Origin of the sequence: Massilia sp. MP_M2 (assembly GCF_039123635.1) — a bacterium.
GTDB lineage: Bacteria > Pseudomonadota > Gammaproteobacteria > Burkholderiales > Burkholderiaceae_D > Telluria.
Genome location: NZ_JBCHJF010000006.1, coordinates 140,120 through 166,741 on the forward strand (window position 1 = coordinate 140,120; position 26,622 = coordinate 166,741).

Sequence of the window (26,622 nt, forward strand, 5' to 3'; positions counted from 1 at the left end):
CATCCGACACGCCCATGATGAAATATGAATGGGAATGATTCGCATTTGTCATTAGAATGGCGGCACTCCGCGATCTTTGCCGCTTTTGCATCGGTGCGCGGCGCTTTATTTTCACGATAACAAGGATGCCTGAACAATGACTTACCGTTTGCCTGCCCCGCAGTTTGCCCGCACCATATTGAGCCTGGCCATCAGCGCCATGCCGCTTGCCGGTGTCGCCGCTGACGCGATGATGGATGACTTGCCGGCGACGATGCCCACCGTGGTCGTGACGGCATCGGGCTTTGAGCAGACGATGCGCGAAGCGCCTGCGTCGATCACGGTGCTGACCCGCGAGCAACTCCAGAAAGAGCGCTTCGGCAACCTGACGCAGGCGCTCGAGAGCGTGGAAGGCATCGACGTCGGCGCGGCCGGCGACAAGACCGGTGGCATGAACATCAGCATCCGCGGCATGCCGAGCGACTACACGCTGATCCTGATCGACGGCCGCCGCCAGAACGCGGCCGGCAACGTCACGCCGAACGGCTTTGGCGGCACCTCGACCAGCTTCATGCCACCGGTGGGCGCCATCGAGCGCATCGAGATCATCCGCGGTCCGATGTCGACGCTGTACGGCTCGGACGCCATGGGCGGCGTGATCAACATCATCACGCGCAAGGTCGGCAAGCGCTGGGCCGGCACGGTGGCGGCCGACTACACGCTGCAGGAAGATGCGCAGTTCGGCGACGTCAAGGGTGCCAAATTCTACCTGAGCGGCCCGCTTGCGGCCGATGTGCTGGGCCTGTCGGTGCGCGGCAGCACGCTGCGCCGCGACGAGGCCAGCATTACGTACGACGGGATCAACCCGGGCCAGTCGCTGGTCCAGAACGCCAACCCGGTCAAGCAGCAGATCGACAACCTTGGTGCGCGCCTGGCGTTCACCCCGCACCGCAACCACGAATTGGTGCTCGACGTCGACAAGACGCGCCAGACCTATGACAACACGCGCGGCCAGCTTGGCACGCTGGGCCCGGGTGGCTACGGGCCGGAACAGAAATATAACCGCGATCAAACGACCCTGTCGTACAAGGCGCGCCTGCCGTTCGGCACCTGGGACAGCAGCTATATGGTGAACAACACGGAAACCATCGGCCGCACGATTCCGCCGGGTACGCCGGGCGCGGTACCCGGCACCGCCCGCACGCTGGAAGTCGAGAGCAAGGTGTTCGACACCAAGCTCCTGGTGCCGTGGGGCGCGCACCTGACCACCATCGGCGCCCAGCATTGGGATGCCGAGATGATCGACGGCGTCGCTCCGGAAGCGTTCGCCTTTACCCAGAAAGCGCTGTTCGTGGAAGACGAATGGCGTCTGCACAACAGTCTGTCGCTGACGATCGGTGCGCGCTACGACGACCACAGCATCTTCGGCGGCCAGACGAGCCCGCGCGGCTACCTGGTCTGGAGCGCCTCGCCGCGCTGGACCTTCAAGGGCGGCGTGAGCAAGGGCTACAAGACGCCGCGCGTCGAGCAGCTCACCCCCGGCATCAACGGCTTCGGCGGCCAAGGCACGATTCCGCTCGTGGGCAGCCCGAACCTGCAGCCCGAAACCAGCGTCACGTCCGAACTGGGCGCCTATTTCGACAACGGCGCCGGCTGGACCGCGAACGCCACGGTCTTCAACAACGATTTCAAGGACAAGATCACCAGCGGTACTGGCCTCATCAACTGCACCTATCGCCCGGCGCCGAACCGGCCGGGCTGCGTCAGCTTCGGCAACTGGCCGAACGTCGATGCCTTCGGCCAGTCGATCAACGTCGACGAAGCGGTCACGCGCGGCGTGGAATTGGCCACGCGCTTCCCGCTCGCCGCCGGCTGGGCCGCCAGCGCCAACTACACGTATACCGACAGCGAACAGGAAAGCGGCAGCAATGCCGGCAAACCGCTGTCCGACACGCCAAAGCACGCGTTCAATGCGCGCCTGACGTGGGACGTGTCGGCCGGCTGGAATGCGTGGTTGCGCGCCGAGCACCGCAGCGAGCGTTTCCGTGATCCGGGGACGTCGGCCGCCACCCGCGCGGCCAGCGCGGCGCTGGGCGACTTCAAGGGCTACACGATGCTGCACCTTGGCACCAGCTACCAGGTCACGCCGGCCATCACGCTCAATGCCGCGATCTACAATCTGCTGGACAAGGACTTCGTCGAATACCGGCCGTATCGCACGGCGCCGGCAGCCGCGCCAACCTACAGCAACGTGTACGTCAACACGCTCGACGCACGCCGCCTGTGGCTGTCGATGAACGTCGACTTCTGAGCAGTGGCGTGACGTGGCGCTCATCCTGCGCCAGGCACAGGTCGGGGTCGGCCTCGACTACCCCGGCCAACTGGCTTTTTCGCTGGGCGGCTGGGTGTACGCCGCCCTCGGCTGGCACGCGGCGCTGCTGGTCGGCATGCTGCTGCCCGCGCTGGCGTTGCCAGTCTGGCTCCATGAAGCGGCCGGGCGAGCGGGCGCACGCCAGAGCGTGTAGGCCACGCGCCGGATTGAGATATGTTTTAATTAACCTTTATTTCGATCCGGAGCACGCAATGCACACGAACGACCACGAGGCAACGCCTACAAAAGCCGAGCTGGACGAGGCTGCGCTGAACATGGCGCGCAATATGTTCCAGTATGCGCGCTCTGGCGACGCCGACCATCTCGCCGCCTTCCTGTCGCGCGGCCTGCCACCGAACCTGCGCAACGAAAAAGGCGACAGCCTGCTGATGCTGGCCAGCTACCACGGCCACCTGGACGCCACGCGGGTCCTGCTCGAGCATGGCGCCGATCCGCACCTGATCAACGATGCGGGGCAAATGCCGTTGCACGGCGCTGCGTTCAAGGGCGACTTGCCCATCACGACGCTGTTGCTCGACCAAGGCGCCCAGCCGGACGTTACCGGGCCGTCGGGCCGGACCGCGCTGATGTTCGCCGCAATGTTCAACCGGGTCGCCATCGCCCAGCTGCTGATGGCGCGCGGCGCCGACCCGGCAGCGCGCGATGCGGGCGGCGTGACCGCCTACGATGCGGCGCTAAAGATGGGCGCCACCGACACTGCGGCCTTGCTGGCGCCGGCCAACTGACCTGGAGGCCGCTACGTCAGGCGTTGCTGCGTGCCTGACGGCGCCGGCGGGCGCACCAGGCCGCGACCAGACCAAGCCCGACGATGGCGCCGGTGGCCGGCTCCGGCACCTCGGTCGCTTCCTGCGCCGAAGCCATCAGCATGCCGCTGGCGCCACTGCAGTCGGGGTATTGCAGACCGCAGCCGAACGGCTCATCGCTGTTGGCGGAGACCACGCTGAACAGGTCTCCCTGGCTCGCCATCCGGAAATCCGAATTGCCGTCCGAGGCGAAGATGCTGCCGCCAAGCAGGCCCCCTGGCAGGAACGTCAGGTCCATGACGATCCGGTCGTAATAATTGCGCGGCGGGGTGCGGTAGCCATAGTCGATCAGGTTGTGCTGCCCGCTGATCGTCGGGTGGTCGAACCAGTAACGCAGGGACAGCAGACTCGATTGTGGATCGATGCAGGGCGGACCAATGTCGCATTCGTTGCGGATATTCAGGTACAACGTGCCGGCGGCGACAGCTTCCTCGGAGAATGCCAGCTCCAGGTTCAGGCCGGTCGGCATCGAGCTGGACGCGCTCATTTGCTGCCAGCTGTACGTGACCGCGGCCTGGGCCGGTAGCGCCAACGTGGCGGCAAGAAGTGCGACGATGGGGGCAATGCGCGTCATCAGTGATCTCCTCGGAAAGTTCCTACGGTACCTCAGCAAGAATCGCGCCTGTGAATCTCGTTCTAGCATCCCATTGATTCTAAACAACATTTATGGCGGACGCGTATTCTCTGCTGCTGGCGTGTCAAATTCTCCGACAAAGCATGTCACATTTACAACGACCAGCGGCGTGATGCTGAACGCTCTGCACGCCGGCCCTCCTGCCCGGCACATCCCCTATAATCGTGGGCGCCCCGAGGCCGGGGCGCGATTCCACTTACCCGAAAGACTCCGATGAAAGCCCTGCCCCATCTTGCCCCCGTTGTTGCACTGTTGATTGCCAGCGGCACTGCACTCGCCGACGATGCCGCGCTGCTCAAATGCCGCGCCCTGCCTGACACCGCCACACGCGTGGCCTGCTACGACGCGATTCCCGTGGGCGTCGCCGCGCCGGTCGCTGCTGCTGCCCCCGTGCTTACGCCGGAGCAGAATTTCGGCATGGAAGCGGTCAAGGAGCGCGAAGCACAACCGGCATCGATCCGCAGCACGGTCGTGGGCGAGTTCGACGGCTGGGGCCCCGGCTCGCAGATCCGGCTGGCCAATGGCCAGGTCTGGCGCATCATCGATGGCAGCGACGCCGTGCTGCCGCGCACCAAGGATGCGCCGGTGACCATCGAGCGCAACGTATTCGGTACGCTATTCCTGAAGATCGATGGCGGCAACAGCTCGGCCAAGGTGCGCCGGGTGCAATAACGCTAGGCGGGCGTGCGCACCATGTACAGCGCGCCGTGCGGATAGGTGTCCAGGCCGGCGTCGCGGGTCGGTGCCGCGCGCCAGCCCAGTGCCTGCCAGAAGCGCGCGCTGTCCTGCACCGACACCAGGGCCGCATGCGCCAGCCCCAGCGTGCGCGCCAGACATAAGGCGTCGTCGACCAGCGCGCGCGCCAGGCCGCGCCCCAGTGCGCACGGTTCGATCGCCAGGTCGTGCAGATACAGCGTGTCCGGCTGGTGCGCCAGCGTGAACGGGGCGTTCAGGTCCGTTACCAGCCCCAGGCGCGACGGATAGGCAAACAGGTAGCCACGCACGATGCCCTCATGACTGCCGACCAGGCAGGTGCCGCGCGCCGCCGCGATCCGGGAGGCGACGACGGCTGCCGGCTCCTGCATCGGCGCCGGGTAACACGCGGCCTGGATGCGCAGCACGGCGTCGAGATCGGCGGGCAGCATCGGGCGCATGGATGTGGATGTGGATGTAGACATGACCGTGGAGGACAAAAAAACGCGCATCCTAGCATGCGCTTGACGCCCGTCGTGGCATCGCGCATTCTAGCTGTCTTGACAACATCGCCTCATCACCGACAGGAACCAGCATGCGCAGCACCAGCGAAGCCACGCCGCCAACCCGCCCCGAATACATTCTGCATGCCAGTTGCCCGGCCGGCATCGGCATCGTCGCCGCCGTCGCGACCTTCCTGGCCGAGCGCGACTGCTATATCTGCGCGCTCGAACAGTTCGACGACGACTCGACCGCCCGCTTCTTCATGCGCGCCGTGTTCCGCCAGCAGGATAAATCGCCGTCCATCGACGCCATCCGCGCAGAGTTCGAGAGCACGGTCGCCACGCGTCTGGACATGGGCTGGAAAATCTTCGATCCGCTCGATCCGGTGCGCACCGTGATCATGGTCTCGAAGACCGATCACTGCCTGGACGACCTGCTGTACCGGCGCCGCACGGGCGAACTCAATTTGTCGATCACGGCGGTGGTGTCGAACCACCTCGACCTGCGCCCGATGGTCGAGCGCGAAGGCATCCGCTTCATCTTCCTGCCGGTGACCAGGGACAATAAAGCGCAGCAAGAAGTCCGCCTGCTGGAGATCGTCGATGAAACCGACTCCGAACTCGTGATCCTGGCGCGCTATATGCAGATCCTTTCCGATGGCCTGGCGCGCCGCCTGGCCGGCAAGTGCATCAATATCCACCACTCGTTCCTGCCCGGCTTCAAGGGCGCCAAGCCATACCAGCAGGCGTTCGACCGGGGCGTCAAGCTGATCGGCGCGACCGCCCACTACGCCACGCCCGACCTCGACGAAGGCCCGATCATCGAACAGGTGCTCACGCGCGTGGACCACAACTACCGGGTTGACCAGCTCACCCGCGTGGGGCGCGACAACGAATGCCTGGCGCTGGCCACGGCCGTCAAGTTCCATATCGAGCGCCGCGTGTTCGTGGACGGCAACAAGACCGTCGTGTTCCGCGGGCCGTAATGACACCTTCGACAACATTGACTTATACTTAAGGTAGGTGCGTCACCTAACCGTCGCAGACGTAACAGGACGTTATGTTCGTACCTTCTCACAGAGGGGAAGAACATGGAACATCAGCAACAGCATCCGGTGCGTCTGCGCATCAACGGCCAGGACCGCGAATTCAACGTCGAACCCTGGGTAACGCTGCTCGACCTGCTGCGCGAGCGCGCCGGCATGACCGGCACCAAGAAAGGCTGCGACCAGGGCCAGTGCGGCGCCTGCACCGTGCTGGTGGACGGCAAACGCATCAACTCGTGCCTGACGCTGGCCGTCATGCAGGACGGCCGCGACATCACCACCGTCGAGGGCCTGGCCACTGGCGACGACCTGCATCCGCTGCAGCAGGCATTCATCGATTGCGACGCCTTCCAGTGCGGCTACTGTACGCCGGGCCAGCTGTGTTCGGCCGTGGGCCTGCTGAACGAAGGCCAGGCCACCACGCGTGACGACGTGCGTGAACTCATGAGCGGCAACCTGTGCCGCTGCGGCGCTTACCCGCAGATCGCCGACGCCGTCGTCAAGATGCTGGACCTGCGCGACACCAAGAAGACGACTGAAGGCTTCACGACCGGGGCGGTGCTGTCATGAATCCGTTCGCCTTTACCCAAGCCACGGACATCGACACGGCGCTGGCCGCCCTGCTCGACCCTGACACCCGCCCGATTGCCGGCGGCACCAATCTGCTCGACCTGATGAAGGAAAGCGTGATGAAGCCGTCACGCGTGGTCGATATCAATCACCTTGGCCTGGACCAGGTGGATGAAACAGACGGCGGCCTGATGCTCGGCGCGCTGGCCCGCAACGCGGACACCGCTTACCACCCGCTCGTACGCGAGCGCTATCCGCTGCTCTCGACAGCAATCCTGGCCGGCGCCTCGCCGCAACTGCGCAATATGGCGTCCAACGGAGGCAACCTGATGCAGCGCACGCGCTGCGTCTACTTCTATGACGTCGGCACCGCCTGCAACAAGCGCGAACCCGGCACTGGTTGCCCGGCGCGCGACGGCCTGAACCACCACCTCGCGATTCTGGGTACCAGCCAGAGCTGCATCGCCACCCACCCGTCGGACATGTGCGTGGCCCTGCGCGCGCTCGACGCAACGGTCCACGTGCGCTCGATGAGCGGCGCGCGCGCCATCCCGTTCGCCGACTTCCACCGCCTGCCGGGCGATAAGCCCGAGATCGACAACACGCTGCAGCCGGGCGAAATGATCACCCACATCACCGTGCCAGACGCTGACCGCTTCATCGATCACAGCGCCTACATCAAGGTGCGCGACCGCCTGTCGTACGCGTTCGCGCTGGTCTCGGTGGCCGCGGCGCTGGACCTCGATGCCGATGGCACGATCCGCGCCGCGCGCATCGCGCTCGGTGGCGTGGCCCACAAGCCATGGCGCGTCGAAGCGGCCGAAGAAGCACTCGTGGGCAAGGCGGTCGGTGAAGCGGCGTTCCTGCAGGCCGCCGAGACCATCCTGCAAGGCGCACAGGGCTTCGGCCAAAACGACTACAAGCTGCCGCTGGCGCGCAACGCCATCGTGCAAGCCTTGACCACCGCCGCGCGTGGCACCGACCACGCCCGCGGGATCGACGCACAAGGAGAACCAGCATGACCGACCTGATTCCAGAATTGCGCGCGCCAAGCGCGCCGGCCGGCACCGGGCGCGTGAAAAGCGGCATGCCGGTCTCGCGCATCGATGGCCGCGCCAAGGTCACCGGCGAAGCGCAGTACGCCGCCGAATACTTTGCCCCCGACCTGGCGTATGGCGTGGTCGTCAGTGGCACCGTGGCCAAGGGCCGCATCACCGGCATCGACACTGCCAACGCGCTGGCCGTTGCCGGCGTGCTGTCGGTGATGACGCACGAGAACCGTCCCAAGATGCGCTCGTTCGACCTGGCCTGGAAAGACATGACGGCACCGGCCGGCTCGCCGTTCCGGCCTCTGTTCTCGGACCAGATTTTCTACAGCGGCCAGCCGGTGGCGCTGGTCCTGGCCGAGACCTTCGAAGCGGCACGCTACGCCGCCTCGCTCGTGCGCGTGCATTACGATGTCGATGCGCACGAGACGAATCTGCTCAAGAGCCTCGACCAGGCCTACGAACCGCGCAAGATGAAGGCCGGCTTCGTGCCGCCAAGCTCGATCGGCGACGGCGAAAAAGCATTCGACGCGGCCGAAGTACGGGTCGATTCGCAGTACTACAACGGTGTCGAGCACCACAATCCGATGGAGATGTTCGCCTCGACCGTGATTCGCGGCGACGACGGCCACCTGACCATCTACGACAAGACACAAAGCTCGCAAAACAGCCGCTGGTATGTCTCGCATGGCTTTGGCCTGTCGAGTGACGAGGTCACGGTGCGCAACCCCTACGTGGGCGGCGCGTTTGGTTCGGGCCTGCGCCCGCAATACCAGTTGCCGCTGGCCGTGATGGGCGCGCTGCAGCTCGAGCGCTCGGTGCGCGTCGTGCTCACGCGCCAGCAGATGTTCAGCTTCGGCCACCGTCCGGAGACCTGGCACCGCATCCGTCTGGGGGCTGCGCCGGATGGCACGCTCAAGGCGATCTGGCACGAAGCCATCCAGGAAACCTCCCGCCTCGAGGATTACGTCGAAGTGGTCGTCAACTGGTCGGGCCAGCTGTATGCCTGCAGCGACATCAAGCTCGGCTACCAGGTGGTCGCGAACGACCGCTTCACGCCGCTGGACATGCGCGCGCCGGGCGCTGCCCACGGCGTACACGCCATGGAAGTGGCGATGGACGAGCTGGCCTACGAACTGAAGATGGATCCGCTGGCGCTGCGCCTGAAGAACTATACCGACACGTCGCCGCTCGAGGACAAGCCGTTCTCGAGCAAGGAATTGCGCGAGTGCTACCGCCAGGGCGCCGAGCGCTTCGGCTGGGACAAGCGAGCGCTCGAACCGCGCTCGATGGTTGACGGCGATGAGCTGGTGGGCTGGGGCATGGCGACCGGCATCTGGGATGCCATGGTAATGGTCGCGCGCGTTAGCGCCGTGATGCACAGTAACGGCCGCCTGGTCGTGAGCAGCGCCGCGACCGATATCGGCACCGGCACCTATACCGTGATGTCGATGATCGCCGCAGAAAGCATGGGCTTGCCGATGGAGCTGGTCACGTTCCAGCTGGGTGATTCGACGCTGCCGATGGCGCCGGTCGAGGGCGGCTCGTCGCACGTGACGACCGTGGGCTCGGGGGTCCATGGCGCCTGCGAAAAGCTCAAGAAGTCGCTGCTCAAGCTGGCGCTGAAAATGAACAATTCGCCGCTGGCCAAGGCGCGCTTGCGCGATGTCGAATTTGGCGACGGCGCGGTATTCCTGAGCGCCGACCCGTCACGTCGCGTGGAACTGACGCAGGTACTGGCCAATGCAGGCGTCGACCAGGTGGAAGAGAAATACTTCATGACGCCGCAGATGCTCAAGCAGCGCAAATACGCCCGCGCGGTGCACTCGGCCGTGTTCTGCGAAGTGCGCGTGAACGAAAAGCTCGGCATGGTGCGCGTCACGCGCGTGGTCAGCGCGATCGCGGCCGGGCGCATCATCAGCGCCAAGACTGCGGCGAGCCAGATCAGCGGCGCGGTCGTCTGGGGCATCAGCCAGGCCCTGCATGAAGAAACCCATACCGATCACAAGTACGGGCGCTTCATGAACCACAACTTCGCCGAATACCACATGGCGGTCAATGCCGACATCCACGACATCGACGTGATCTTCGTCGAAGAAGACGACCGTATCGTGAGCAAGCAGCTTGGCGCCAAGGGCGTGGGCGAGATCGGCATCGTGGGCGTGGCGGCGGCGATCTCGAACGCCATCTTCCACGCCACCGGCACGCGCCTGCGCACGACGCCGATGACGCCGGCAAAGCTGCTGATGGGCGACCAGGAACTCCCGATCCAGCCGCCGGTCTGACAGTACGGCGCTGCAGGGACCATCAACGCCATCTTCGGATGGCGTTTTTACGCCCGGATCGACGTTTTTTGGGGTTTCATTTTTACCGAAAAAAGCGTCATGCACGCCACATACGTGTTTCCACGTAGTTGCACAACAATATGTTTACTGGTAAAACATCTGGTGCGTAAGACAACCCCGCACGGCAGCACGGCACAGAAATAGTGCCGGCTGCAAACCGAAACCAAGAACGAGATACGAGGACGACACCATGAAGCTCAAGATGCTGTGCGCAGCTGCCTGCCTGACCGCTTTCGGCACCGGACTGGCCCATGCCCAGGCCTACCCAACCAAGACCATCACCATGATCGTGCCGTTTGCAGCCGGCGGCCCGACCGACACCGTGGCACGCCTCGTCGCGCAATCGATGGGCACCACGCTCAAGCAACAGATCATCGTCGAAAACGTCGGCGGTGCCGGCGGCACCATCGGCGCCGCGCGCGCCGCCAAGGCCGCGCCTGACGGCTATACGCTGTTCCTGCACCACATTGGTCAATCGACCGCGCCAGCCCTGTACCGCAAGCTGCCGTACGACGCGATCACCAGCTTCGAACCGATCGGCCTGATCACCGACGTGCCGATGACCGTGGTGGCTAAAGCGGCCTTCCCGGCCAAGGACATGAAAGAGCTGATCACGTACGTGAAAGCCAACAAGGACAAGGTCACCTACGCGCACGCCGGCCTGGGTTCTGCATCGCACCTGTGCGGCATGCTGCTGCAGACCGCGATGGGTGTCGAGCTGACCACCGTGCCGTACAAGGGCACCGGTCCGGCGATGAACGATCTGCTCGGCGGCCAGGTCGACTTCATGTGCGACCAGACCACCAACACCACCAGCCAGATCAAGGGCGGCAAGATCAAGGCCTACGGCGTGACGACCAAGACCACGGTCGCCTCGCTGCCGAACCTGCCGACGCTGGACAAGGCTGGCCTGCCAGGCTTCGAAGTCGGCGTCTGGCACGGCCTGTACGCACCGAAAGGCACGCCGAAACCGACCGTCGACGCGCTGTCGAACGCCCTGCGCGCCGCGCTGCGTGATCCGAACGTGGTCAAGCGCTTCGCCGACCTCGGCACCGAGCCGGTTCCAGCCAATCAGGCGACCCCGGAAGCCCTGCGCACGCACCTGAAACAGCAGATCGATCTGTGGGGCCCGATCATCAAGAAAGCCGGCGCCTTCGCCGACTGATGCCGCCTTGACGACGTCGCGCCGCGCCGGCTTGTCCGGCTGCGGTGCGGCGTTGTCGCGTCTGCAGCTCCGCCGTCGTACGCGTGCGGGGTTGCATCGATGATCTGCATTCACGCTTTTCGAACCACTGCATCTGCATCACCGCATCTGCAACACAATAAAGGGGACCACCACCGTGCCAGCATTTATCCGCCATCCGAAAGACTTTTGGAGCGGCATTGTCTTTCTATTCTTCGGTCTGAGCGCCGTGTACATCGGCCAGGAGTACGAAATTGGCAGTGCCGGCCGCATGGGCCCGGCCTATTTCCCGATCGCGCTGGGCATCCTGCTGTCGCTGGTCGGCGCTGCGGCGTTCGTGCGCTCATTCTTCCGTCCTGGCGAAGCCATTGGCCGCATCTATTATCGCGAATTGGCGATCGTCCTTGCCGCCGTGCTGCTGTTCGGCTTCCTGGTGCGCAATGCCGGCCTGGTGCCTGCGGGCTTCCTGCTGATCCTGATCAGCTCGTATGCCAGCGACAAATTCGAATTGAAGAAGTCACTCGCGCTGGCCGTGGGCATGACCTTGTTTGCAGTGGGTCTGTTCGTCAAGCTGCTTGGCTTGCCGATGCCGATCATTGGCCCTTGGCTCGGTGGGAATTAAATAATTATGGAACTTTTCAGTAACCTCGCACTGGGCCTCGAGACGGCTCTGTCCATGCAAAATCTGTTCTACTGCCTGGTCGGCGTGTTCGTCGGCACCGCAGTGGGCGTCCTGCCCGGCCTGGGTCCGATCGCCACCATCGCCATGCTGCTGCCGGCCACCTTCGGCCTGCCACCAGAGTCGGCGCTGATCATGCTGGCCGGTATTTACTACGGCGCGCAATACGGTGGTTCGACCACGGCCATCCTGGTCAATCTGCCGGGCGAATCGTCCTCGGTGGTCACCGCACTGGACGGCTATCAGATGGCGCGCAACGGTCAGGCCGGCAAGGCGCTGGCGACCGCGGCGATCTCGTCGTTCTTCGCCGGCACCGTCGCCACGATTTTGCTGGCTGTGGCTGCGCCGCCGCTGGCCGATCTGGCCCTCGAATTCGGCCCGGCCGAGTACTTCTCGCTGATGGTGCTGGGTCTGGTTGCCTCGGTCGTGCTGGCCAGTGGCTCGCTGCTCAAGGCCATCGGCATGGTGCTGCTCGGCCTGCTGCTGGGCGTGGTGGGTACCGACGTCAACTCGGGCTCGGCGCGCTATACCTTCGACATGCCGGAACTGGCTGACGGCATCAACTTCGTCATCGTCGCGATGGGCATGTTCGGTATCGGCGAAATCATCCGCAATCTCGAGCACAACGAAGACCGCAATCTGGTGATGAAGAAAGTTACCGGGCTGATGCTCAACAAGGAAGACTTCAAGCGCATCATGTGGCCGGTCATCCGCGGCACGGGCCTGGGCTCGCTGCTGGGGATCCTGCCAGGCGGCGGCGCGATGCTGGCGTCGTTCGCGTCGTACTCGCTCGAGAAGAAAGTGTCGAAAAACGCAGCCAACTTCGGCAAGGGCGCCATCGAAGGCGTTGCGGCGCCGGAAGCGGCCAACAATGCCGGTGCGCAGACCTCGTTCATCCCGATGCTGACGCTGGGCATCCCGTCCAATCCGGTGATGGCGCTGATGATCGGCGCGATGATCATCCAGGGTATCCAGCCTGGCCCTGCCGTCATGACGGAGCAGCCTGGCCTGTTCTGGGGCCTGATCGTCTCGATGTGGGTCGGTAACCTGTTTCTCGTCGTGCTGAACCTGCCGATGATCGGTATCTGGGTGCGCATGATCATGGTGCCGTACCAGATGCTGTATCCGGCCATCCTGATGTTCTGCGCGATCGGCGTGTTTAGCCTGACCAACAGCACCTTCGACGTCTATCTGATGGCGCTGTTCGGTCTGCTCGGCTACCTGTGCGCGAAGCTCGAACTGGAGCCAGCGCCGATGCTGCTCGGCTTCATTATCGGCCCGATGATGGAAGAGTACCTGCGCCGCGCCCTGCTGCTCTCGCGCGCCGATCCGATGGTATTCATCGAGCGTCCGATCTCGGGCGTCATGCTGGGTCTGGCCGCTGCTGCCATGATCGTCGTGCTGCTGCCAGCGCTGCGCAAGAAACGCGAAGAAGCCTTCCAGGAAGACTGATCCGCTAAGCCCGCATCACCCCGCGCCGCCCGGCGCCGGCCACAAGGCCGGCCCGGGCGGTCGCCGTTTACGCCAACAAAACACCCGCCCCCCATTCCCCAGATACTGAACAATTAGGGTCAGAGTAGATTTATTGGGCAATTCCTCAAAGTTGTCAAACAATCTGACTCCGACCCTGATTGGAAAGCAAGTGAAGCGCGGAACGCTGCCGGCAGGCATTGCAGAGGGGACGTGTATACAGGTTTACTGCTCAACAATTCTACTCTGACCCTAATTGGGTTGGCGAATTGGGGTTGCACGCCGGGGGCTTATTCGCGGCGGTCTGTATGCAGGGGCAGGAGGACGGTGAAGGTGCTGCCGTGGCCGTCGCCGGGGCTGTGGGCCGTGACGGTGCCGTCGTGGGCCTCGACCAGGTTCTTGACGAGGGCCAGGCCCAGGCCGAGGCCGCCACTGGTGCGGTCGGCCGTACGTTCGGCCTGGACGTAGAGATCGAACAGGCGCGGCATCAGGTCAGGCGCGATGCCCATGCCGTTGTCGGTGACCCGCAGCGCTACCAGCCGGCCCCGTTTTTCGAGCGTGACGTGAATCATGCCGCCGCTGTCGGTGTAGCGGATCGCGTTGGTCAGCAGATTGCTGACCACCTGGATCAGACGCGTACGGTCGCCCAGCACCAGCAGGCTGGATGCGCCCGTTGCCAGTTCGATGCGATGCCGTTTCTGGTTTGCTGCCGACTGCACCTGCTCGAGCGCGGCGGCAATCACGTCGGCCAGTTCCAGCGGCGCCTTTTCCAGCTGCACCAGGCCGCGGCTCACGCGCGAGACGTCCAGCAAATCCTCGACGAGCCGGCTCATGTGCGTGACCTGGCGCCGGATCAATTCACCCATCTGGTTGGCGCGCTGCGACGAGACGCCGGCCGGCAGCAGCATGCTTGCCGCCATGGCGGCCGCCGACAGCGGCCCGCGCAGCTCGTGACTGAGCGTGGCCAGGAACTCGTCCTTGCTGCGGTCCGCCTTCTGCAGCGCTGCAGCCTTGTCGTCCAACAAGTCGTTCAGTGCTTCGATATTGCGGTTGCGCTCTTCCAGGCGGGTCGAGACCAGTTGCAGCTCTTCCTGCCGCGCCTGCAGTGCGCCGAGCGCGTCCGCCAGTTCGCGGTTCTGGTGGCGCGCTTCGGACAATGCCGCGTGATTCGGCAACGTTTCGAACTGCGCGACCAGCGGAGCGAACCTGTCAGCGCTGATGAAACCCGCCTGTGCAGGAAAGCGCTTGCCGACCGTGACGCGGGTACCGGACGCGTCGCTGGCGATGTCAAACTGGTCCATCAGACGGCGCGCCGACAGGATGCCCACGCCCATGCCCGATGTCGACCGGTAGGCGCCGGACAGGACATGCCTCACATCCCCAATCCCCGGCCCGCGGTCTTCGAACGTGATGCAAAGATGCTGAGGCGCGACCGCGCCCTCGGCCGAGAAGGATACCGAACCGGCACCGGCATAGTTGAAGATGTTGCGCGCCAGTTCGGACACGACGGTGCCGATACGCGCCTGGTCAACCGAACCGAAGCCGCATGCGCCCGCGATCTGACGCGCCCGCTGGCGCGCAGCAATCACGTCAAATTCGGTATGGACATTAAGCCTCAGGATGGGCTGCGTCATGCGCGCTGGGGGAAAATCATGGTGTCGCTCTACAGAGAAGAATGGCATCTGAAGCGTACAGAGGCCGGTGGCGGGCTGAATTATACCCCGCCACGACGGCGCATTGTCCTACAGATTGTGACGCCTGATTTCACCGCAGCGCGACACTCGCGCTTACACGCCCACCATCGAGACAGCCTTCGTATTGAGATACGATTCCAGTGCCTCCGGCCCGCCTTCCGAACCGTAGCCCGAATCCTTGATGCCGCCAAACGGTAGCTCGGCGCTCGGCGTGGCCGGCTGGTTGATCCACAACATGCCCACTTCGACACGGTTCATCAGCAACTGCGCGTTCTTGATCGAGCGCGTGAATGCATAGCCGGCCAGGCCGTACGGCAGACGGTTCGCTTCGGCGATCATGTCTTCCAGGCTGTCGAAGCCGCGGATACCGGCGATCGGGCCGAATGGCTCGTCGTTGAACATGCTGGCGTCCAGCGGCACGTCGGCCAGGATCGTCGGCGCGAAGAAGTTGCCGCTCGTGCCCACGCGCTCACCGCCCGTTGCCACCGTGGCGCCGCGGGCGCGCGCATCGTCGACCACCTTCGACATCGCGTCCAGGCGGCGCGCATTGGCCAGCGGCCCGAGCGTCGTGCCATCGGCCATGCCGTCGCCGAGCTTGAGGCTTTCGGCGTGCTGCACGAACGCACGCGTAAACTCGGCCTTGACCGCGTTATGCACGAGGAAACGGGTCGGCGAAATGCACACCTGGCCCGCGTTGCGGAACTTCGCCGCGCCAGCTGCCTTGACGGCCAGCGCCACATCGGCATCCTCGGCGATGATGACCGGCGCATGGCCGCCCAGCTCCATCGTCGCGCGCTTCATGTGCGCGCCGGCCAGTGCGGCCAGCTGCTTGCCCACCGGCGTCGAGCCGGTGAACGTCACCTTGCGGATGATCGGGCTCGGAATCAGGTAGCCCGAAATCTCGGCCGGATCGCCAAACACCAGGCCGACGACGCCCGGCGGCAGGCCCGCATCGACGAAGCACTGCAGCAGCGCTGCCGGCGAAGCCGGGGTCTCTTCGGGCGCCTTGCACAGGAACGAGCAGCCGGTGGTCAAGGCCGCAGCGAGCTTGCGCACGATCTGGTTGATCGGGAAGTTCCATGGCGTGAACGCGGCGACCGGCCCGACCGGCTCCTTCAGCACGAGCTGCTGCGCAGCCGGATTGCGCGACGGGACGATCCGGCCATACACGCGCATGCCTTCGGCAGCAAACCAGTCGATGATCTCGGCGCCGGCCATGGCCTCGCCCTTCGCTTCGGCCAGCGGTTTGCCCTGCTCCTGCGTCAGCAGGCGCGCGATGTCGCCGGCGCGCTCACGCAGCAGCGTCGCGGCGCGGCGCATGATCGCAGCGCGCTCGGCAGCAGGCACGGCGCGCCAGGTCTCGAAACCGGTCTGCGCAGCGGCCAGCGCGCGATCGAGGTCGGCGATGCTGGCGTGGGCGACCTTGCCGATCGGCTGGCCGGTGGCCGGATTGATCACGGGGATGGTCTTGCCGCCGCTGGCGTCGTGCCATTCGTTGGCGATGAGGAGACGGGTATCGGGGTAGCTGGAAGTCGTCATGGTAAGTGGTCCTGTGGTAAGGACGACAATCTTACCGTGGATGGCGACTCCTTGCAGAAGACCTCGCCGCGTCGACGGCGCGCCAGCAATCGTCCCTGCATGAGCTGGGTCTGCGCGGCATCGCGCTCCCTGGCGGCAACGACGCCGGCCGTCGTTGCGGTCGCAATATTGAGCAAGCCAACGATCTGGCCTTCATTGCACAGCGGACTATAGGCGAACGACCTCCACGTTTCTTCTGCGTCGCCACTGCGGGTGATCAGCAGCGGCATGTCGGCAGAACTCACTGCGTCGCCGCCCATCACGCGCGCCACCAGCGGGCCGATATCGGCCCAGACGTCGCACAATGGCTGCCCCAGTGAGGCGGGATGGCGTGTGGCGATAAACGGCACGTACGCCGCCTGGTAGAGAAGCGTCTGCCCGGGACCGCAGATGGCGCACATGGCCACTGGTGTTGACAGCATCATGCCGAACGCGGCGTCGAGCGCTGCTGGCCATGCCGCCCGTGTACCCAATGGGGTCCCGCTCCCGTCGGATGCCTCGATCTTGGCGTGCGCCGCGTTTACTCCCCGACCTCAGCGACACGTCAATCTCGTGCGAAGCGACATCGATGGATCCTGGAATTCGTGCACAGGTCGCCCGATCTCGTTGGACGGTTGCGCGCAGCACGTACCGCCGACGCAACGGCGCCACGAGTCACGGCACGCACCAGTTTGTTAATCATGCGACAATTCGCCACCGTAATTCCCGGCTGTACGTACCACGATCCTTTCCAGAGAGTTCCCTATATGTCACCGCCCAAGCCGCGCCACGGCTCCCCGTTGTTATTGCTCCCGATTGCGCTGATCATCCTCGCACTGGCCGTTCTGTTCGCCTGGATCGGCGGCTGGCTCGGCAACAAGAACGTCACGCCGCAAACGATGGTCAACACCGCCGAAGCGTCCGGCACGCAGCAACCGGGTTTTCGCCGTGCGCATGCCAAGGGCATCTGCATCGTCGGCACCTTCGCGCCCACGCCCGCCGCCGCGCAGCTGTCCACCGCGCGCGTGTTTTCGCAGCCATCCACGTCCGTGCTAGGGCGCTTCTCCAGCCCTGGCAACGATCCCCACTCGCCCGACAACAAGGCGGCCGTGCGCGGCATGGCGTTGCGACTGAAAACGGACGATGGCCAGGAATGGCGCACGGCAATGAACAGTTTCCCGTTCTTCGCCGCGTCAACCCCGGAAGCCTTCCAGTCGCTGAACGCTGCCCGCCTGCCCGATCCGGCCACCGGCAAGCCGGATCCCGCCAAGATGGACGCCGTTCTGGCGGCCCACCCAGAAATCAAGAACTTCATGGCGTGGTCCAAGAGTGCGCCGACGCCCGACAGCCTGGCCAATACGCGCTTTAACGGCGTCAATGCGTTTCGCCTGACCAACGCCGCCGGCGCGACGCGCGCCGTGCGCTGGTCGATGCGCCCGCACACGCCATTCGTGGCGGCCGACCCCGAGCAACTGAAAAGCGCTGACCGCGATTTCCTGGCGGCCGATCTGGATCGCCGCCTGGCAGCCGGCCCGCTGAAATGGGACATGGTGATGCAGTTCGCCGCACCGGGCGACCCGATCGAAGACCCATCCAAAGCCTGGCCCGACACCCGCCCGGAAACCATCGCCGGCACGCTCACGCTGGTGCGCGCCGAACCGCAGGTTGCCGGGCCGTGTCTCGACCTGAACTTCGATCCCCTGATCCTGCCGAAGGGCATTGCGGGCACGGACGATCCTGTGTTGCACGCGCGCTCGTCGGTGTACTCGGTATCGTTCAACCGCCGCGAGCGTGAAATCAGCACGGGCACCGCCCACACCGGGAGCGTACGATGAATCAGCCACGTCACTTCAATCTGCTGGCCCGCGTGCTGCACTGGTCGATGGCCGTCGCGATCCTGGCGATGCTGTTCGTCGGCGCCGCCATGGTCGTGTCGCTGCGTCACCGCGAATTCCTGCTCGACCTGCACCGCCCGCTGGGCCTGGCGATCCTGCTGCTGGCGATCGTGCGCCTCGTGAACCGCCTGCGCAACGCACCACCACCGCTGCCCGCCGATCTGCCACGCATCCAGGTCTGGGCTGCCACCGCCTCGCACTGGGCGCTGTACGCGCTGATGCTGGCCATGCCGCTGATCGGCTGGGCCATGCTGTCGGCCGGCGGCTATCCGATCGTGCTGTTCGACGGCGTGAACCTGCCGGCGATCCTGCCGCACAGCCCGGCGATGTACGGCTTTCTGCGGCCATTGCATGGCGTGCTTGCGTATGTGCTGTTCTTCACGATCCTGGCGCACCTGGGCGCGGCGCTGTACCACGCGTGGGTACGACGCGACGAGGTGTTCGGGCAGATGGCCAAGGGTGACTGAGTCATCGGTGCAGCACCGCACCGAGCTCGCGTAGCCAGCCGCGTATCGTATTGATTCCATCTGCAGCGGGCGCACGCGCCCGGCTGCGGATTCACTTTTCAAGCGGGACGTTCATGCAAAAATACACAGCAGCCATCGTGGGTGGCTTGATCGCAGGCGTGGTCACGACGGCCGTCATGGTCGCGGGCCGCAAGAGCGGTGTCTTGACCAAAACGCTCGACCGGGATGCAGTCGACTGGATCGATGACCTGACGGGCTCGCGCGCTGTCATCGGCGACGCCGGCACGAGCGCCGTGGAATTCGTCAACCACCTGGGCGCTTCGGCCGCATTTGCCGCAGCCGTACCCAAGCTGCGCGAACTGGCGCCAAACCTGTCGCCGGCCGCCATTGGCACGCTGTACGGTACAGCATTGTATGCCGTGAATATCGGCGTCATTTCGCCTGTGCTGGGCATCACCGAGGGTGAAGTCAAGGCCGGTCCGCGCAAGGCAGGCGAGCGCTGGGCAATCCACGTGCTGCAAGCTGTCGTTACCACCGTGCTGGCCGATCGTTTGACCGGCCCACGCCGTCGCGGGTGATGCAAAGGCCGAACGGTCGCGGCGCAGCGTGCGCGCGACCGTTGGTTACAAAGAAGGTGTTGCGATGAATCGCGCATCTCGGCCGCGCAAGCGTACGCGGCCGAGATGCGCCGGGGCTGGCTTAATTGCCCAACACCTTGCGCAGCGTGCGCGACAGGTCTTCGGCCGAGAACTTGGCCACATACGCGTCAGCCCGCACGTTCTTGACGTGTTCCTCGTTGGTCGTGCCCGACAGCGACGAATGGATCACCACCGGCAGGTTGCCAAAGCGCTGGCTCGACTTGATGTTGCGGGTCAGCGTGAAGCCATCCATCTCGGGCATCTCGAGGTCGGTCAGCACCATCGCGACGCGGTCGTAGATGGTACCGCCTTCGGCCTCGGCTGCAGCAGCGATCGTGCCCAGCTGGTCCCAGGCCTCCTTGCCGCTCTTGGTCATGATGTATGGCAGGCCCATCGCGTCCAGACCCTGCTCGATCAGCGCCCGCGCAACGACCGAATCGTCGGCCGCGAGGATGATGGTGCCCGGCTTGATCTTGATCTTGTTGCCCACCACCTGCGACAGATCCTGCTGATCCTGCTCGGGATTCAGGCGACGCAGAATGGTTTCCACGTCGAGCACCTGGGCCAGGCGCGCCGGCTGGCCTTCGGCTTCCGGCAGGCGGGCGATGCTCGTGACCATGCCCGTGCCCGCGGTATTCTCGGCCGTCATGACCTGGCTCCAGTCGAGGCGCACGATTTCTTCGACACTCTCGACAGCAAACGCCTGCGTGGTGCGGGCAAATTCGGTCACCAGCATGATGTTCAGGCCCGTCTTGGGCGTGACGCCCGTGATGCCCGGCAGGTCAAGCACCTGGATAATGTGTCCGCGCAGATTGACCACGCCCAGCACGTGCTGCGGCGCGCCAGCGACGGCGGTAATTTCAGGCATCGCGACAATCTCGCGGATCTTGAAGACGTTAATTCCGAACAGCTCGTTATGATTGCCCTGCGCGTCGCCACCGAGGCGGAACAGCAGCAGTTCGAACTTGTTTGTCCCCGTCAGATTGCTACGCTCATCGACTTCTTGTTGTACCGATTTCATGGCTTATCCTGTCAAAATAATGCTGTCCGGAAATCATTGTAGACGGGCTGTAGGCCCTTGGGTCATTACAGACCGAAAGCGCCGCACATTTAGCGTCGGCCGGTGCAAAAAAACCACGGATTGTCACAATTCGATGAAACGACTTCACCAGTGCACACCCGAAAGCAAGGACGATCGCGCTTTCGAAGCATACCGCGTTCGCCCGGATGGAGGGAGACAGCTGCGATGCTGCGAAAGACGTCGTGGCCCCTCCCGATCTGCATGGTCGGTGACGCCGGCCATACCATGCGTGCCCAACTGGGCCTGGGCACGACGCTGCGTGCGCCAGGCCTGGGCTACCGGCTAGAACAGCGCGCCCTGCCCACTGGTGATGTGGCGGGTGAGGTTCGCAAAACTGTCGCCCAAAAACGGCAGGATCGCGTCGGCGACCGGTTCGAGCTGGCGCGTCAGGTAATGTTCATAATCGATCGGCGAGCGTCGCAACTCCAGTGGCTCGGGCCCATCGTGCGTCATCACGTAGCGGATCCAGCCGCCCTTGCGGTACAGCGCGTGGCGGCCGTTGCGCAGATGGTGTTCATCGGCCATGCGCGCCGCGCGCACGTGCGGCGGCACGTTGCGCTCGTAGTCGTCCAGTGCCCGGCGCAGGCGCTTGCGGTAAACCAGATCATCGTCGCACTCGCCGCGCAGCAGCCGCGCCACCAGTTCGCGCACGAAGTCCTCGTAGGGCTCGCCCTTGAAGATCCGCTCGTACAGCCCTTGCTGGAACTGCTGCGCCAGCGGCGTCCAGTCGCTGCGCACCGTTTCCAGGCCCTTGTAGACCATCTCATCACCGCCGTCCGGCGTGGTGGCCAGGCCGGCGTAGCGCTTCTTGCTGCCCTCGTCCGACCCACGCACGGTCGGCATCAGGAAGCGCCGGAAGTGCACGTCGTATTCCAGTTCGAGCGCGCTCTCGATGCCCAGTTCAGTTGCCAGATGCGTTTTCCACCAGCCGTTCACATGATTGACCAATGTGTTTCCGATGCGGCGCGCCTCGTCTTCGGCATGCGGCGCCCCGAGCCAGACGAAGGTCGAATCGGTATCGCCGTAGATGACCTGGTAGCCCTGCTCTTCGATCAGCGCGCGCGTGCGGTGCATGATGTCGTGCCCGCGCATCGTGATCGACGAGGCCAGGCGCGGGTCGAAAAAGCGGCAGCCGGTCGTACCAAGCACGCCGTAGAAGGCATTCATGATGATCTTGAGCGCCTGCGACAGCGGCGCATTCTGCGCCTTCTTGGCTGCCTCCCTGCCCGCCCAGACCTGCGTGACGATGTTCGGCAGGCAGTGGCGGGTGCGCGAAAAGCGGCCCCCCCGGTAGCCGGGCACCGTGGTCCCTTCAAGCTCGCGCAGGCCCTCGATCAAGCCGAGCGGGTCGATCAGGAAGGTCCGGATGATCGACGGATACAGGCTTTTGTAGTCCAGCACCAGCACCGAATCGTACAGGCCCGAGCGCGAATCCATGACGAAGCCGCCCGGGCTGTCGGCGCCCTCGACGTCGCCTATGTTCGGCGCCACCCGGCCCTGGCGGTGCAGCAGCGGCATGTACAGGTGCTCGAAGGCGGCCACCGACCCGCCGCTGCGATCGGCGGCAAGTCCCGTCACGCTGGCCCGCTCGAGCAGGAAGTCGAGCAACCGGGTCTTGTCGAAGATGCGGGTGACCAGCTCGCAATCCATGACGTTGTAATAGGCCAGTGCCGGCTTGTCCTCGTTGAACATGCGGTCGATTTCGGCCATACGATCATGGGGATTGTCGATCGCCTTGCCAACGCCGAGCAGCGTGCGCGAGACGTTTTCGAGACTGAACGACGGGAAGGTCCAGGTGGCCGAGTGCAACGCGTCGATGCCGTCGATGACCAGGCGCCCGGCGATGCAGATAAAGTAGTGTTCCTGGCCGCCGCCTTTGGCACCGCCCTTGCCACCAGCTTCGCGCCACTCGATCGCGCTCCCATCGCGCCCGAGGCGCAGTGGCCGCTTCATGGCCTCGGCATGCCGCTGCAGCACGCGCATGTCGAACTGGATCACGTTCCAGCCGATGATCGCATCCGGATCGTGCAGCACGAACCACGCCTCCATGCAATCGAGCAGCTCGCGCCGCGTGGCACAGTAAGCCAGTTCGTAATCGCGCGGGCCATCGACGCCATTCGGTGGGCCGAGCATGTACACCTGGCGCTGTCCGCAGCCTTCGAGCGCGATCGAGCGCAGCTCACCCTGGAACGTGGTCTCGATATCGAGCGACACGGTGCGGATGGCCGGCCGGTAGCCGGGCGCGGGCTTCAACACCCCGTCGACCAGCAGCCGCGGATTGTCGGCCACCGGCCGGCCCGTGAACATGACGGGCGCAGTGATGAAACGCTCCATCAGGTAGCGCTCGGGCGGGCGCACATCGGCCTCGAACACGTCCAGGCCGTGCTGACGCAGGCGCTTTTCGATCTGCATCAGCTGGCGGTATTTGCGGCAGTACAGGCCGGCCACCGGCCGGTGCTGGAAATCGAGCAGGTCGAGCGGGCGCAATTCCCAGCCGCGTTCATCGTGCAGCAGTTGTTCGACGGTGCCGCGCTGCGCTTCGGGAATAAATGCAACCGGCGTCTGCACCGGTATGCGCACGCAGCGCGCTCCGGCATCGGTGGCGAGCCAGAACTCCACCTCGCAGCCGGCAGGCGTGTCGCGCCAGTGGCGCGTCAGCAGAAAGCCGGTGCTGTCCGACGCCGCATCATCCATGTCAGCGATAGCGTTCCAGCTCGGCCTCGGAGAAGCCAGCCGCGCGGCGGCCCTCGATATTGAATGGCCCCTTGAGCACCGGCGCCTTGTAGCGTACGGTCAGTTCGTCGTAGGTGGCGATCGGTTCGAGGCCGCGCGCCAGGCACAAATCGAGATACCAGCGGTTGCCGATTTCGACGTGCCCCACTTCGTCGACCAGCAAACGGTCGAGGATCAGCGCCGCGGCCAGATCACCGGCCTGCGCGATCTTCTTGCGCAGCGGCGGGATCGCATCCAGCCCGCGCGCTTCGAGCGTGCGCGGCACCAGCGCCATGCGCGCCAGCACGTCGTCGCTCGTCTTGGCGACCATCTCCCACAAGCTGTCGTGGCCAGGAAAATCGCCATAGGCGTAACCGAGCGTGCCCAGATGATTACTCAGCATCGTGAAGTGCAGCGCCTCTTCATCGGCCACCAGCAACCAGTCGAGATAATACTGCTCGGGCATGCCATCGAAGCGCCACAAAGCGTCGAGCGCCAGATTGACGGCATTGAACTCGATGTGCGCCAGCGCGTGGACCAGCATCGCGCGGCCTTCCGGCGTACCCATCGAGCGCCGGCCGACTTGCAACGGCGGCACCAGTTCGGGGCGCGCCGGGCGGCCGGGGATGCCGGCCGGCGCGGCCATGACGGCTTGGGTGTCGATGGCGACCTGACCGGCCTTGCACGCAGCAGCCAGCGCGGCGACCGCCCTGGCTTTGGCAGCGGGGTCGGCGTCGAGCAGTGCGTGCAGCGCGGCGGCGCGGAGTTCCATGGTGTGGCCTAGCAAATCGAGAGCCGCATTTTACTCAATCTACCGTCGTTGATGGTTCCCAATTCATTCGTAATGATGGCTTGGGATACTCGACATTGAGAAACTTCCGGGACTTACAAGACATATGCGCTCCTGTCTGCACATTTTCCTGATCGCAGCCTTGCTTGCTGGCTGTGGGGATTCCGTCGAAGACCAGGCAAACAAGCTCGGCGACCGTGAATTTACGACTGCTGTCTGGGCCACGGCCTCTCGCTTGCAGCGAGGAGAAATGACGGCATCGCTGCTAAAAAAACATGATTTGAAGCGGTCGAGCGGCAATGGCGTCGTCGCACTGCTTGGCCGTCCGACTGGTTACTACGACTACGACAGCAATCCTGCGTACGTCGTCGGGCCAACAACCGTCGAGAGTGTGTATACAAAAGGCTATTTGCTGGTGTTTGAAACCGATAAAGACAACGGCAAGGTAAAGCGCATCTTCTTCGTGCCGGACGTCGAGTGATGTCGCAGCGCCAATCCCGCTACATCTGCCTGAACAAATGCGCATACACCGGACTGACGCGCGGCTTTTCCGGCCGACCGCGCAGCGTCAGCGTCACCTTGCCCAGGTCGTCCCGCCCGGCACTCGTCACGCACGCCATATTGACCACCGTGCTGCGGCTGACCTGGCGGAACTGCGCAGCGTCGATCTGCGGCAGCAGCTCCTTGAGCGGCACCCGGATCAGCGCTTCGGCGTCGGCGGTGACGACATTGACATACTTGTCGATCGCCTGGAAGAACACGACGTCCGACACCGGAATCATGCGCACGGCGTTGCCGACCGCCGCCCGGATCGTCGTCAAGCGTTCGACCGGCGCGCTGTGTGGCGCGAGCGCCTGCAACTGCGCGAGCAACTGGCCCAGCGCATCCGGCGCCAGTGCCGTGCGCGCCTCGAGTGCCCCACGCAAGCGCTCGACCGTCTTGCCCAGCCGCGCGCTGCTGACCGGCTTGAGCACGTAGTCGAACGCCGCGTGCTCGAACGCCTGCACCGCGTAGTCATCAAACGCCGTGACGAACACGATGTGCGGAAATGGCGCCGGTCCTTCCCAGCGCTCGGCCAGTTCTTCGGCCACTTCCAGGCCGCTCTGGCCCGGCATGCGGATATCCAGGAACAATACGTCCGGCCGCAGCGCCAGGCTTTGCGCGACGGCGACCAGGCCGTTGGGCGCGGTGGCGACGATGTCGAGGCCGGGCCACAGCGTTTGCAGCGTCCTGGCCAGCGTGGCGGCAAGGATCGGTTCATCTTCGGCAATCAGCGCGCGGGTCATACGTCGAACTCCAGTGGCAGGGTCAGTCGGGCCAGCGTACCTTGCGGCTGCGCCGGGTTGAGCGTGAGCGTGGCGCGCTCGCCGTACAGGGCAACGAGTCGCTCACGCGATGTGGTCACGCCGATACCGCCGCCACCCCGTGCATGGACCTGGTCCAGACCCAGACCAGTATCACGCACTTCGATCGCCACCGTATCGCCATCGATCTGCGCGCTGATGGTGATCTCGCCGCCGTCGACCTTCGGCTCCACGCCGTGCACGATCGCGTTCTCGACCAGCGGCTGCAACAGCATCGTGGGCAAGCGCGCAGCGCGCAGCGCGGGCGGCAGGTCGAGCCGGTAGCGCAGACGTTCGCCCATGCGCACGCCCATCAGGCCCAGGTACGCGCCCATGGCGGCAAATTCCTGCTCCAGCGTCGTGGTCTCGCTGCGCGATACGCTCAGCGTGGCGCGCAGATACTGGATCAGCTGGTCGAGCATGTCGCTGGCGCGCGCCGGGTCGAGCGCGATCAGGCCCTGCAGATTGGCCAGCGTATTGAACAGCATGTGCGGCTCGATCTGGGCCTGCAGCAGGCGCAGCTGCGCCTGCAATGCCTGGCGCTCGACGATCTGCGCGCGCAGGTGCGCCTCGGCCTGCTCTTCCTGGGCGCGCCGCATGCGTTCGCGGTTCCGGATCAGCACGACCATCAGCGTCGTGCCAAGGAACGTGAAGACGATCATGCTGATGCGGTCGACGCTCGGGTATTCGGCCAGCGTCGGCGTGCGAATGCCGAGCAACAGCCCGGCCGTGTACAGGCCCGTGAAATGGGCAACCGGCGCCGCCAGCACCGCCAGCGCAGCGAACATGGCCCATTCGCGCAGGCGCCAGACGGGCCGCTTGATGAACAGCAGACGCCCGCCGTACACGATCGTGAAGGCCACGATGCCAATCAGCACCGACACCAGCATGTTTTCGAAAAAGCGCCCCGTTACCAGGCTGATGAAACACGCCAGCAGCACGCTGATGCCGATCGACAGCGGCAAATCGGTCAGCACGCGCCGCAGGAGCGACGTATGTTTGCGGTGAACCGGCTGGGAGATGCTGGCCATGCGGACTCGCTTCAAAAAATGATGGTGACAGGGACAACGACGATCCATTGTGCCCAGCAGGCGCGCGGGCG

At 64.7% G+C, this 26,622-nt stretch carries 25 protein-coding genes; 15 read left to right on the top strand and 10 right to left on the bottom strand.

The genetic code is table 11. From position 1 onward, the window contains the following. Nucleotides 1-136: 136 nt before the first annotated feature. From RCH14_RS14600 to RCH14_RS14610, 3 genes are read left to right on the top strand one after another with little or no spacing between them, the layout of a single operon-like run. Complete coding sequence (locus RCH14_RS14600) at nt 137-2,290, top strand: TonB-dependent receptor domain-containing protein (protein WP_343026820.1); 2,154 nt, start codon at nt 137-139, stop codon at nt 2,288-2,290. Between the two features lie 13 nt (nt 2,291-2,303). Further along, nucleotides 2,304-2,504: a hypothetical protein gene (locus tag RCH14_RS14605; protein WP_343026821.1), complete on the top strand. Its 201-nt coding sequence runs from the start codon at nt 2,304-2,306 to the stop codon at nt 2,502-2,504. A 58-nt stretch (nt 2,505-2,562) separates the two neighbouring features. After that, complete coding sequence (locus RCH14_RS14610; RefSeq protein WP_407070081.1) at nt 2,563-3,096, top strand: ankyrin repeat domain-containing protein; 534 nt, start codon at nt 2,563-2,565, stop codon at nt 3,094-3,096. A 16-nt stretch (nt 3,097-3,112) separates the two neighbouring features. Here the strand turns inward: RCH14_RS14610 and RCH14_RS14615 are convergent, their stop codons facing one another. Beyond that, nucleotides 3,113-3,748 (bottom strand): PEP-CTERM sorting domain-containing protein, encoded by a 636-nt coding sequence (locus tag RCH14_RS14615; protein ID WP_343026822.1) that lies wholly within the window; start codon nt 3,746-3,748, stop codon nt 3,113-3,115. A gap of 273 nt (nt 3,749-4,021) precedes the next feature. Between RCH14_RS14615 and RCH14_RS14620 the strand changes: the two genes are divergently transcribed. Continuing rightward, nucleotides 4,022-4,480 carry a hypothetical protein gene (locus RCH14_RS14620; RefSeq protein ID WP_343026823.1) on the top strand — a complete coding sequence of 153 codons (459 nt, stop codon included), beginning with the start codon at nt 4,022-4,024 and terminating at the stop codon, nt 4,478-4,480. A 2-nt stretch (nt 4,481-4,482) separates the two neighbouring features. Here RCH14_RS14620 and RCH14_RS14625 read toward each other — a convergent pair whose 3' ends face one another. Further along, nucleotides 4,483-4,962: a GNAT family N-acetyltransferase gene (locus tag RCH14_RS14625; RefSeq protein ID WP_343026824.1), complete on the bottom strand. Its 480-nt coding sequence runs from the start codon at nt 4,960-4,962 to the stop codon at nt 4,483-4,485. Nucleotides 4,963-5,096: 134 nt separating this feature from the next. On the opposite strand from RCH14_RS14625, the gene purU reads away from it, so the two are divergent. The 7 genes from purU to RCH14_RS14660 all read left to right on the top strand — a co-directional run bounded on the left by purU (nt 5,097) and on the right by RCH14_RS14660 (nt 13,325). Continuing rightward, nucleotides 5,097-5,990, top strand: a complete 894-nt coding sequence (gene purU, locus RCH14_RS14630; RefSeq protein WP_343026825.1) for a formyltetrahydrofolate deformylase — start codon at nt 5,097-5,099, stop codon at nt 5,988-5,990. A gap of 105 nt (nt 5,991-6,095) precedes the next feature. Continuing rightward, nucleotides 6,096-6,620: a (2Fe-2S)-binding protein gene (locus tag RCH14_RS14635; protein WP_343026826.1), complete on the top strand. Its 525-nt coding sequence runs from the start codon at nt 6,096-6,098 to the stop codon at nt 6,618-6,620. After that, entirely contained in the window at nt 6,617-7,642 is a 1,026-nt protein-coding gene (locus RCH14_RS14640; RefSeq protein ID WP_343026827.1) for a xanthine dehydrogenase family protein subunit M, read from the top strand. The genes RCH14_RS14635 and RCH14_RS14640 overlap by 4 nt, the downstream gene beginning before the upstream one ends. Next, nucleotides 7,639-9,951, top strand: coding sequence for a xanthine dehydrogenase family protein molybdopterin-binding subunit (locus RCH14_RS14645; protein ID WP_343026828.1), 2,313 nt, complete (start codon nt 7,639-7,641; stop codon nt 9,949-9,951). Before RCH14_RS14640 ends, RCH14_RS14645 begins: the two co-directional genes overlap by 4 nt. 250 nt (nt 9,952-10,201) lie before the next feature. Next, a complete protein-coding gene (locus RCH14_RS14650) occupies nt 10,202-11,176 on the top strand; it encodes a tripartite tricarboxylate transporter substrate binding protein BugD (protein ID WP_343026829.1) in 975 nt (324 codons plus the stop codon). Nucleotides 11,177-11,351: 175 nt separating this feature from the next. Continuing rightward, on the top strand, nt 11,352-11,816 hold the full coding sequence (locus tag RCH14_RS14655; RefSeq protein WP_343026830.1) for a tripartite tricarboxylate transporter TctB family protein: 465 nt from the start codon (nt 11,352-11,354) through the stop codon (nt 11,814-11,816). A 6-nt stretch (nt 11,817-11,822) separates the two neighbouring features. Then, the gene (locus tag RCH14_RS14660; RefSeq protein ID WP_343026831.1) at nt 11,823-13,325 is read left to right on the top strand and encodes a tripartite tricarboxylate transporter permease; all 1,503 of its coding nucleotides are present in this window, start codon (nt 11,823-11,825) and stop codon (nt 13,323-13,325) included. 308 nt (nt 13,326-13,633) lie between these two features. On the opposite strand, the gene RCH14_RS14665 is transcribed toward RCH14_RS14660, so the two are convergent. The 3 genes from RCH14_RS14665 to RCH14_RS14675 all read right to left on the bottom strand — a co-directional run bounded on the left by RCH14_RS14665 (nt 13,634) and on the right by RCH14_RS14675 (nt 17,088). Further along, entirely contained in the window at nt 13,634-14,977 is a 1,344-nt protein-coding gene (locus RCH14_RS14665; protein ID WP_343026832.1) for an ATP-binding protein, read from the bottom strand. Between the two features lie 153 nt (nt 14,978-15,130). Then, nucleotides 15,131-16,576: an NAD-dependent succinate-semialdehyde dehydrogenase gene (locus RCH14_RS14670; protein WP_343026833.1), complete on the bottom strand. Its 1,446-nt coding sequence runs from the start codon at nt 16,574-16,576 to the stop codon at nt 15,131-15,133. Then, nucleotides 16,573-17,088, bottom strand: a complete 516-nt coding sequence (locus tag RCH14_RS14675) for a hypothetical protein (protein WP_343026834.1) — start codon at nt 17,086-17,088, stop codon at nt 16,573-16,575. The genes RCH14_RS14670 and RCH14_RS14675 overlap by 4 nt, the downstream gene beginning before the upstream one ends. A 273-nt stretch (nt 17,089-17,361) precedes the next feature. Here RCH14_RS14675 and RCH14_RS14680 point away from each other — a divergent pair, with 273 nt between their 5' ends. The 3 genes from RCH14_RS14680 to RCH14_RS14690 all read left to right on the top strand — a co-directional run bounded on the left by RCH14_RS14680 (nt 17,362) and on the right by RCH14_RS14690 (nt 19,534). Continuing rightward, nucleotides 17,362-18,429, top strand: a complete 1,068-nt coding sequence (locus RCH14_RS14680) for a catalase family peroxidase (RefSeq protein WP_343026835.1) — start codon at nt 17,362-17,364, stop codon at nt 18,427-18,429. Further along, nucleotides 18,426-18,956 (top strand): cytochrome b, encoded by a 531-nt coding sequence (locus RCH14_RS14685; protein WP_343026836.1) that lies wholly within the window; start codon nt 18,426-18,428, stop codon nt 18,954-18,956. The genes RCH14_RS14680 and RCH14_RS14685 overlap by 4 nt, the downstream gene beginning before the upstream one ends. Nucleotides 18,957-19,069: 113 nt before the next feature. Next, nucleotides 19,070-19,534, top strand: coding sequence for a hypothetical protein (locus RCH14_RS14690; RefSeq protein ID WP_343026837.1), 465 nt, complete (start codon nt 19,070-19,072; stop codon nt 19,532-19,534). 121 nt (nt 19,535-19,655) lie between these two features. Here the strand turns inward: RCH14_RS14690 and RCH14_RS14695 are convergent, their stop codons facing one another. From RCH14_RS14695 to RCH14_RS14705, 3 genes are all read right to left on the bottom strand, one after another. After that, a complete protein-coding gene (locus tag RCH14_RS14695) occupies nt 19,656-20,615 on the bottom strand; it encodes a chemotaxis protein (protein ID WP_343026838.1) in 960 nt (319 codons plus the stop codon). A 342-nt stretch (nt 20,616-20,957) separates the two neighbouring features. Further along, entirely contained in the window at nt 20,958-23,369 is a 2,412-nt protein-coding gene (locus tag RCH14_RS14700) for a DNA polymerase II (RefSeq protein WP_343026839.1), read from the bottom strand. Nucleotide 23,370: 1 nt separating this feature from the next. Beyond that, a complete protein-coding gene (locus tag RCH14_RS14705) occupies nt 23,371-24,159 on the bottom strand; it encodes a ferritin-like domain-containing protein (protein WP_343026840.1) in 789 nt (262 codons plus the stop codon). 124 nt (nt 24,160-24,283) lie between these two features. Between RCH14_RS14705 and RCH14_RS14710 the strand changes: the two genes are divergently transcribed. Then, nucleotides 24,284-24,658 carry a hypothetical protein gene (locus RCH14_RS14710; protein WP_343026841.1) on the top strand — a complete coding sequence of 125 codons (375 nt, stop codon included), beginning with the start codon at nt 24,284-24,286 and terminating at the stop codon, nt 24,656-24,658. A gap of 19 nt (nt 24,659-24,677) precedes the next feature. On the opposite strand, the gene RCH14_RS14715 is transcribed toward RCH14_RS14710, so the two are convergent. Together RCH14_RS14715 and RCH14_RS14720 are read right to left on the bottom strand one after the other, a co-directional pair. Continuing rightward, nucleotides 24,678-25,463: a LytTR family DNA-binding domain-containing protein gene (locus tag RCH14_RS14715; protein WP_343026842.1), complete on the bottom strand. Its 786-nt coding sequence runs from the start codon at nt 25,461-25,463 to the stop codon at nt 24,678-24,680. Continuing rightward, nucleotides 25,460-26,551: a sensor histidine kinase gene (locus RCH14_RS14720; protein WP_343026843.1), complete on the bottom strand. Its 1,092-nt coding sequence runs from the start codon at nt 26,549-26,551 to the stop codon at nt 25,460-25,462. The genes RCH14_RS14715 and RCH14_RS14720 overlap by 4 nt, the downstream gene beginning before the upstream one ends. Between the last annotated feature and the right edge of the window lie 71 nt (nt 26,552-26,622).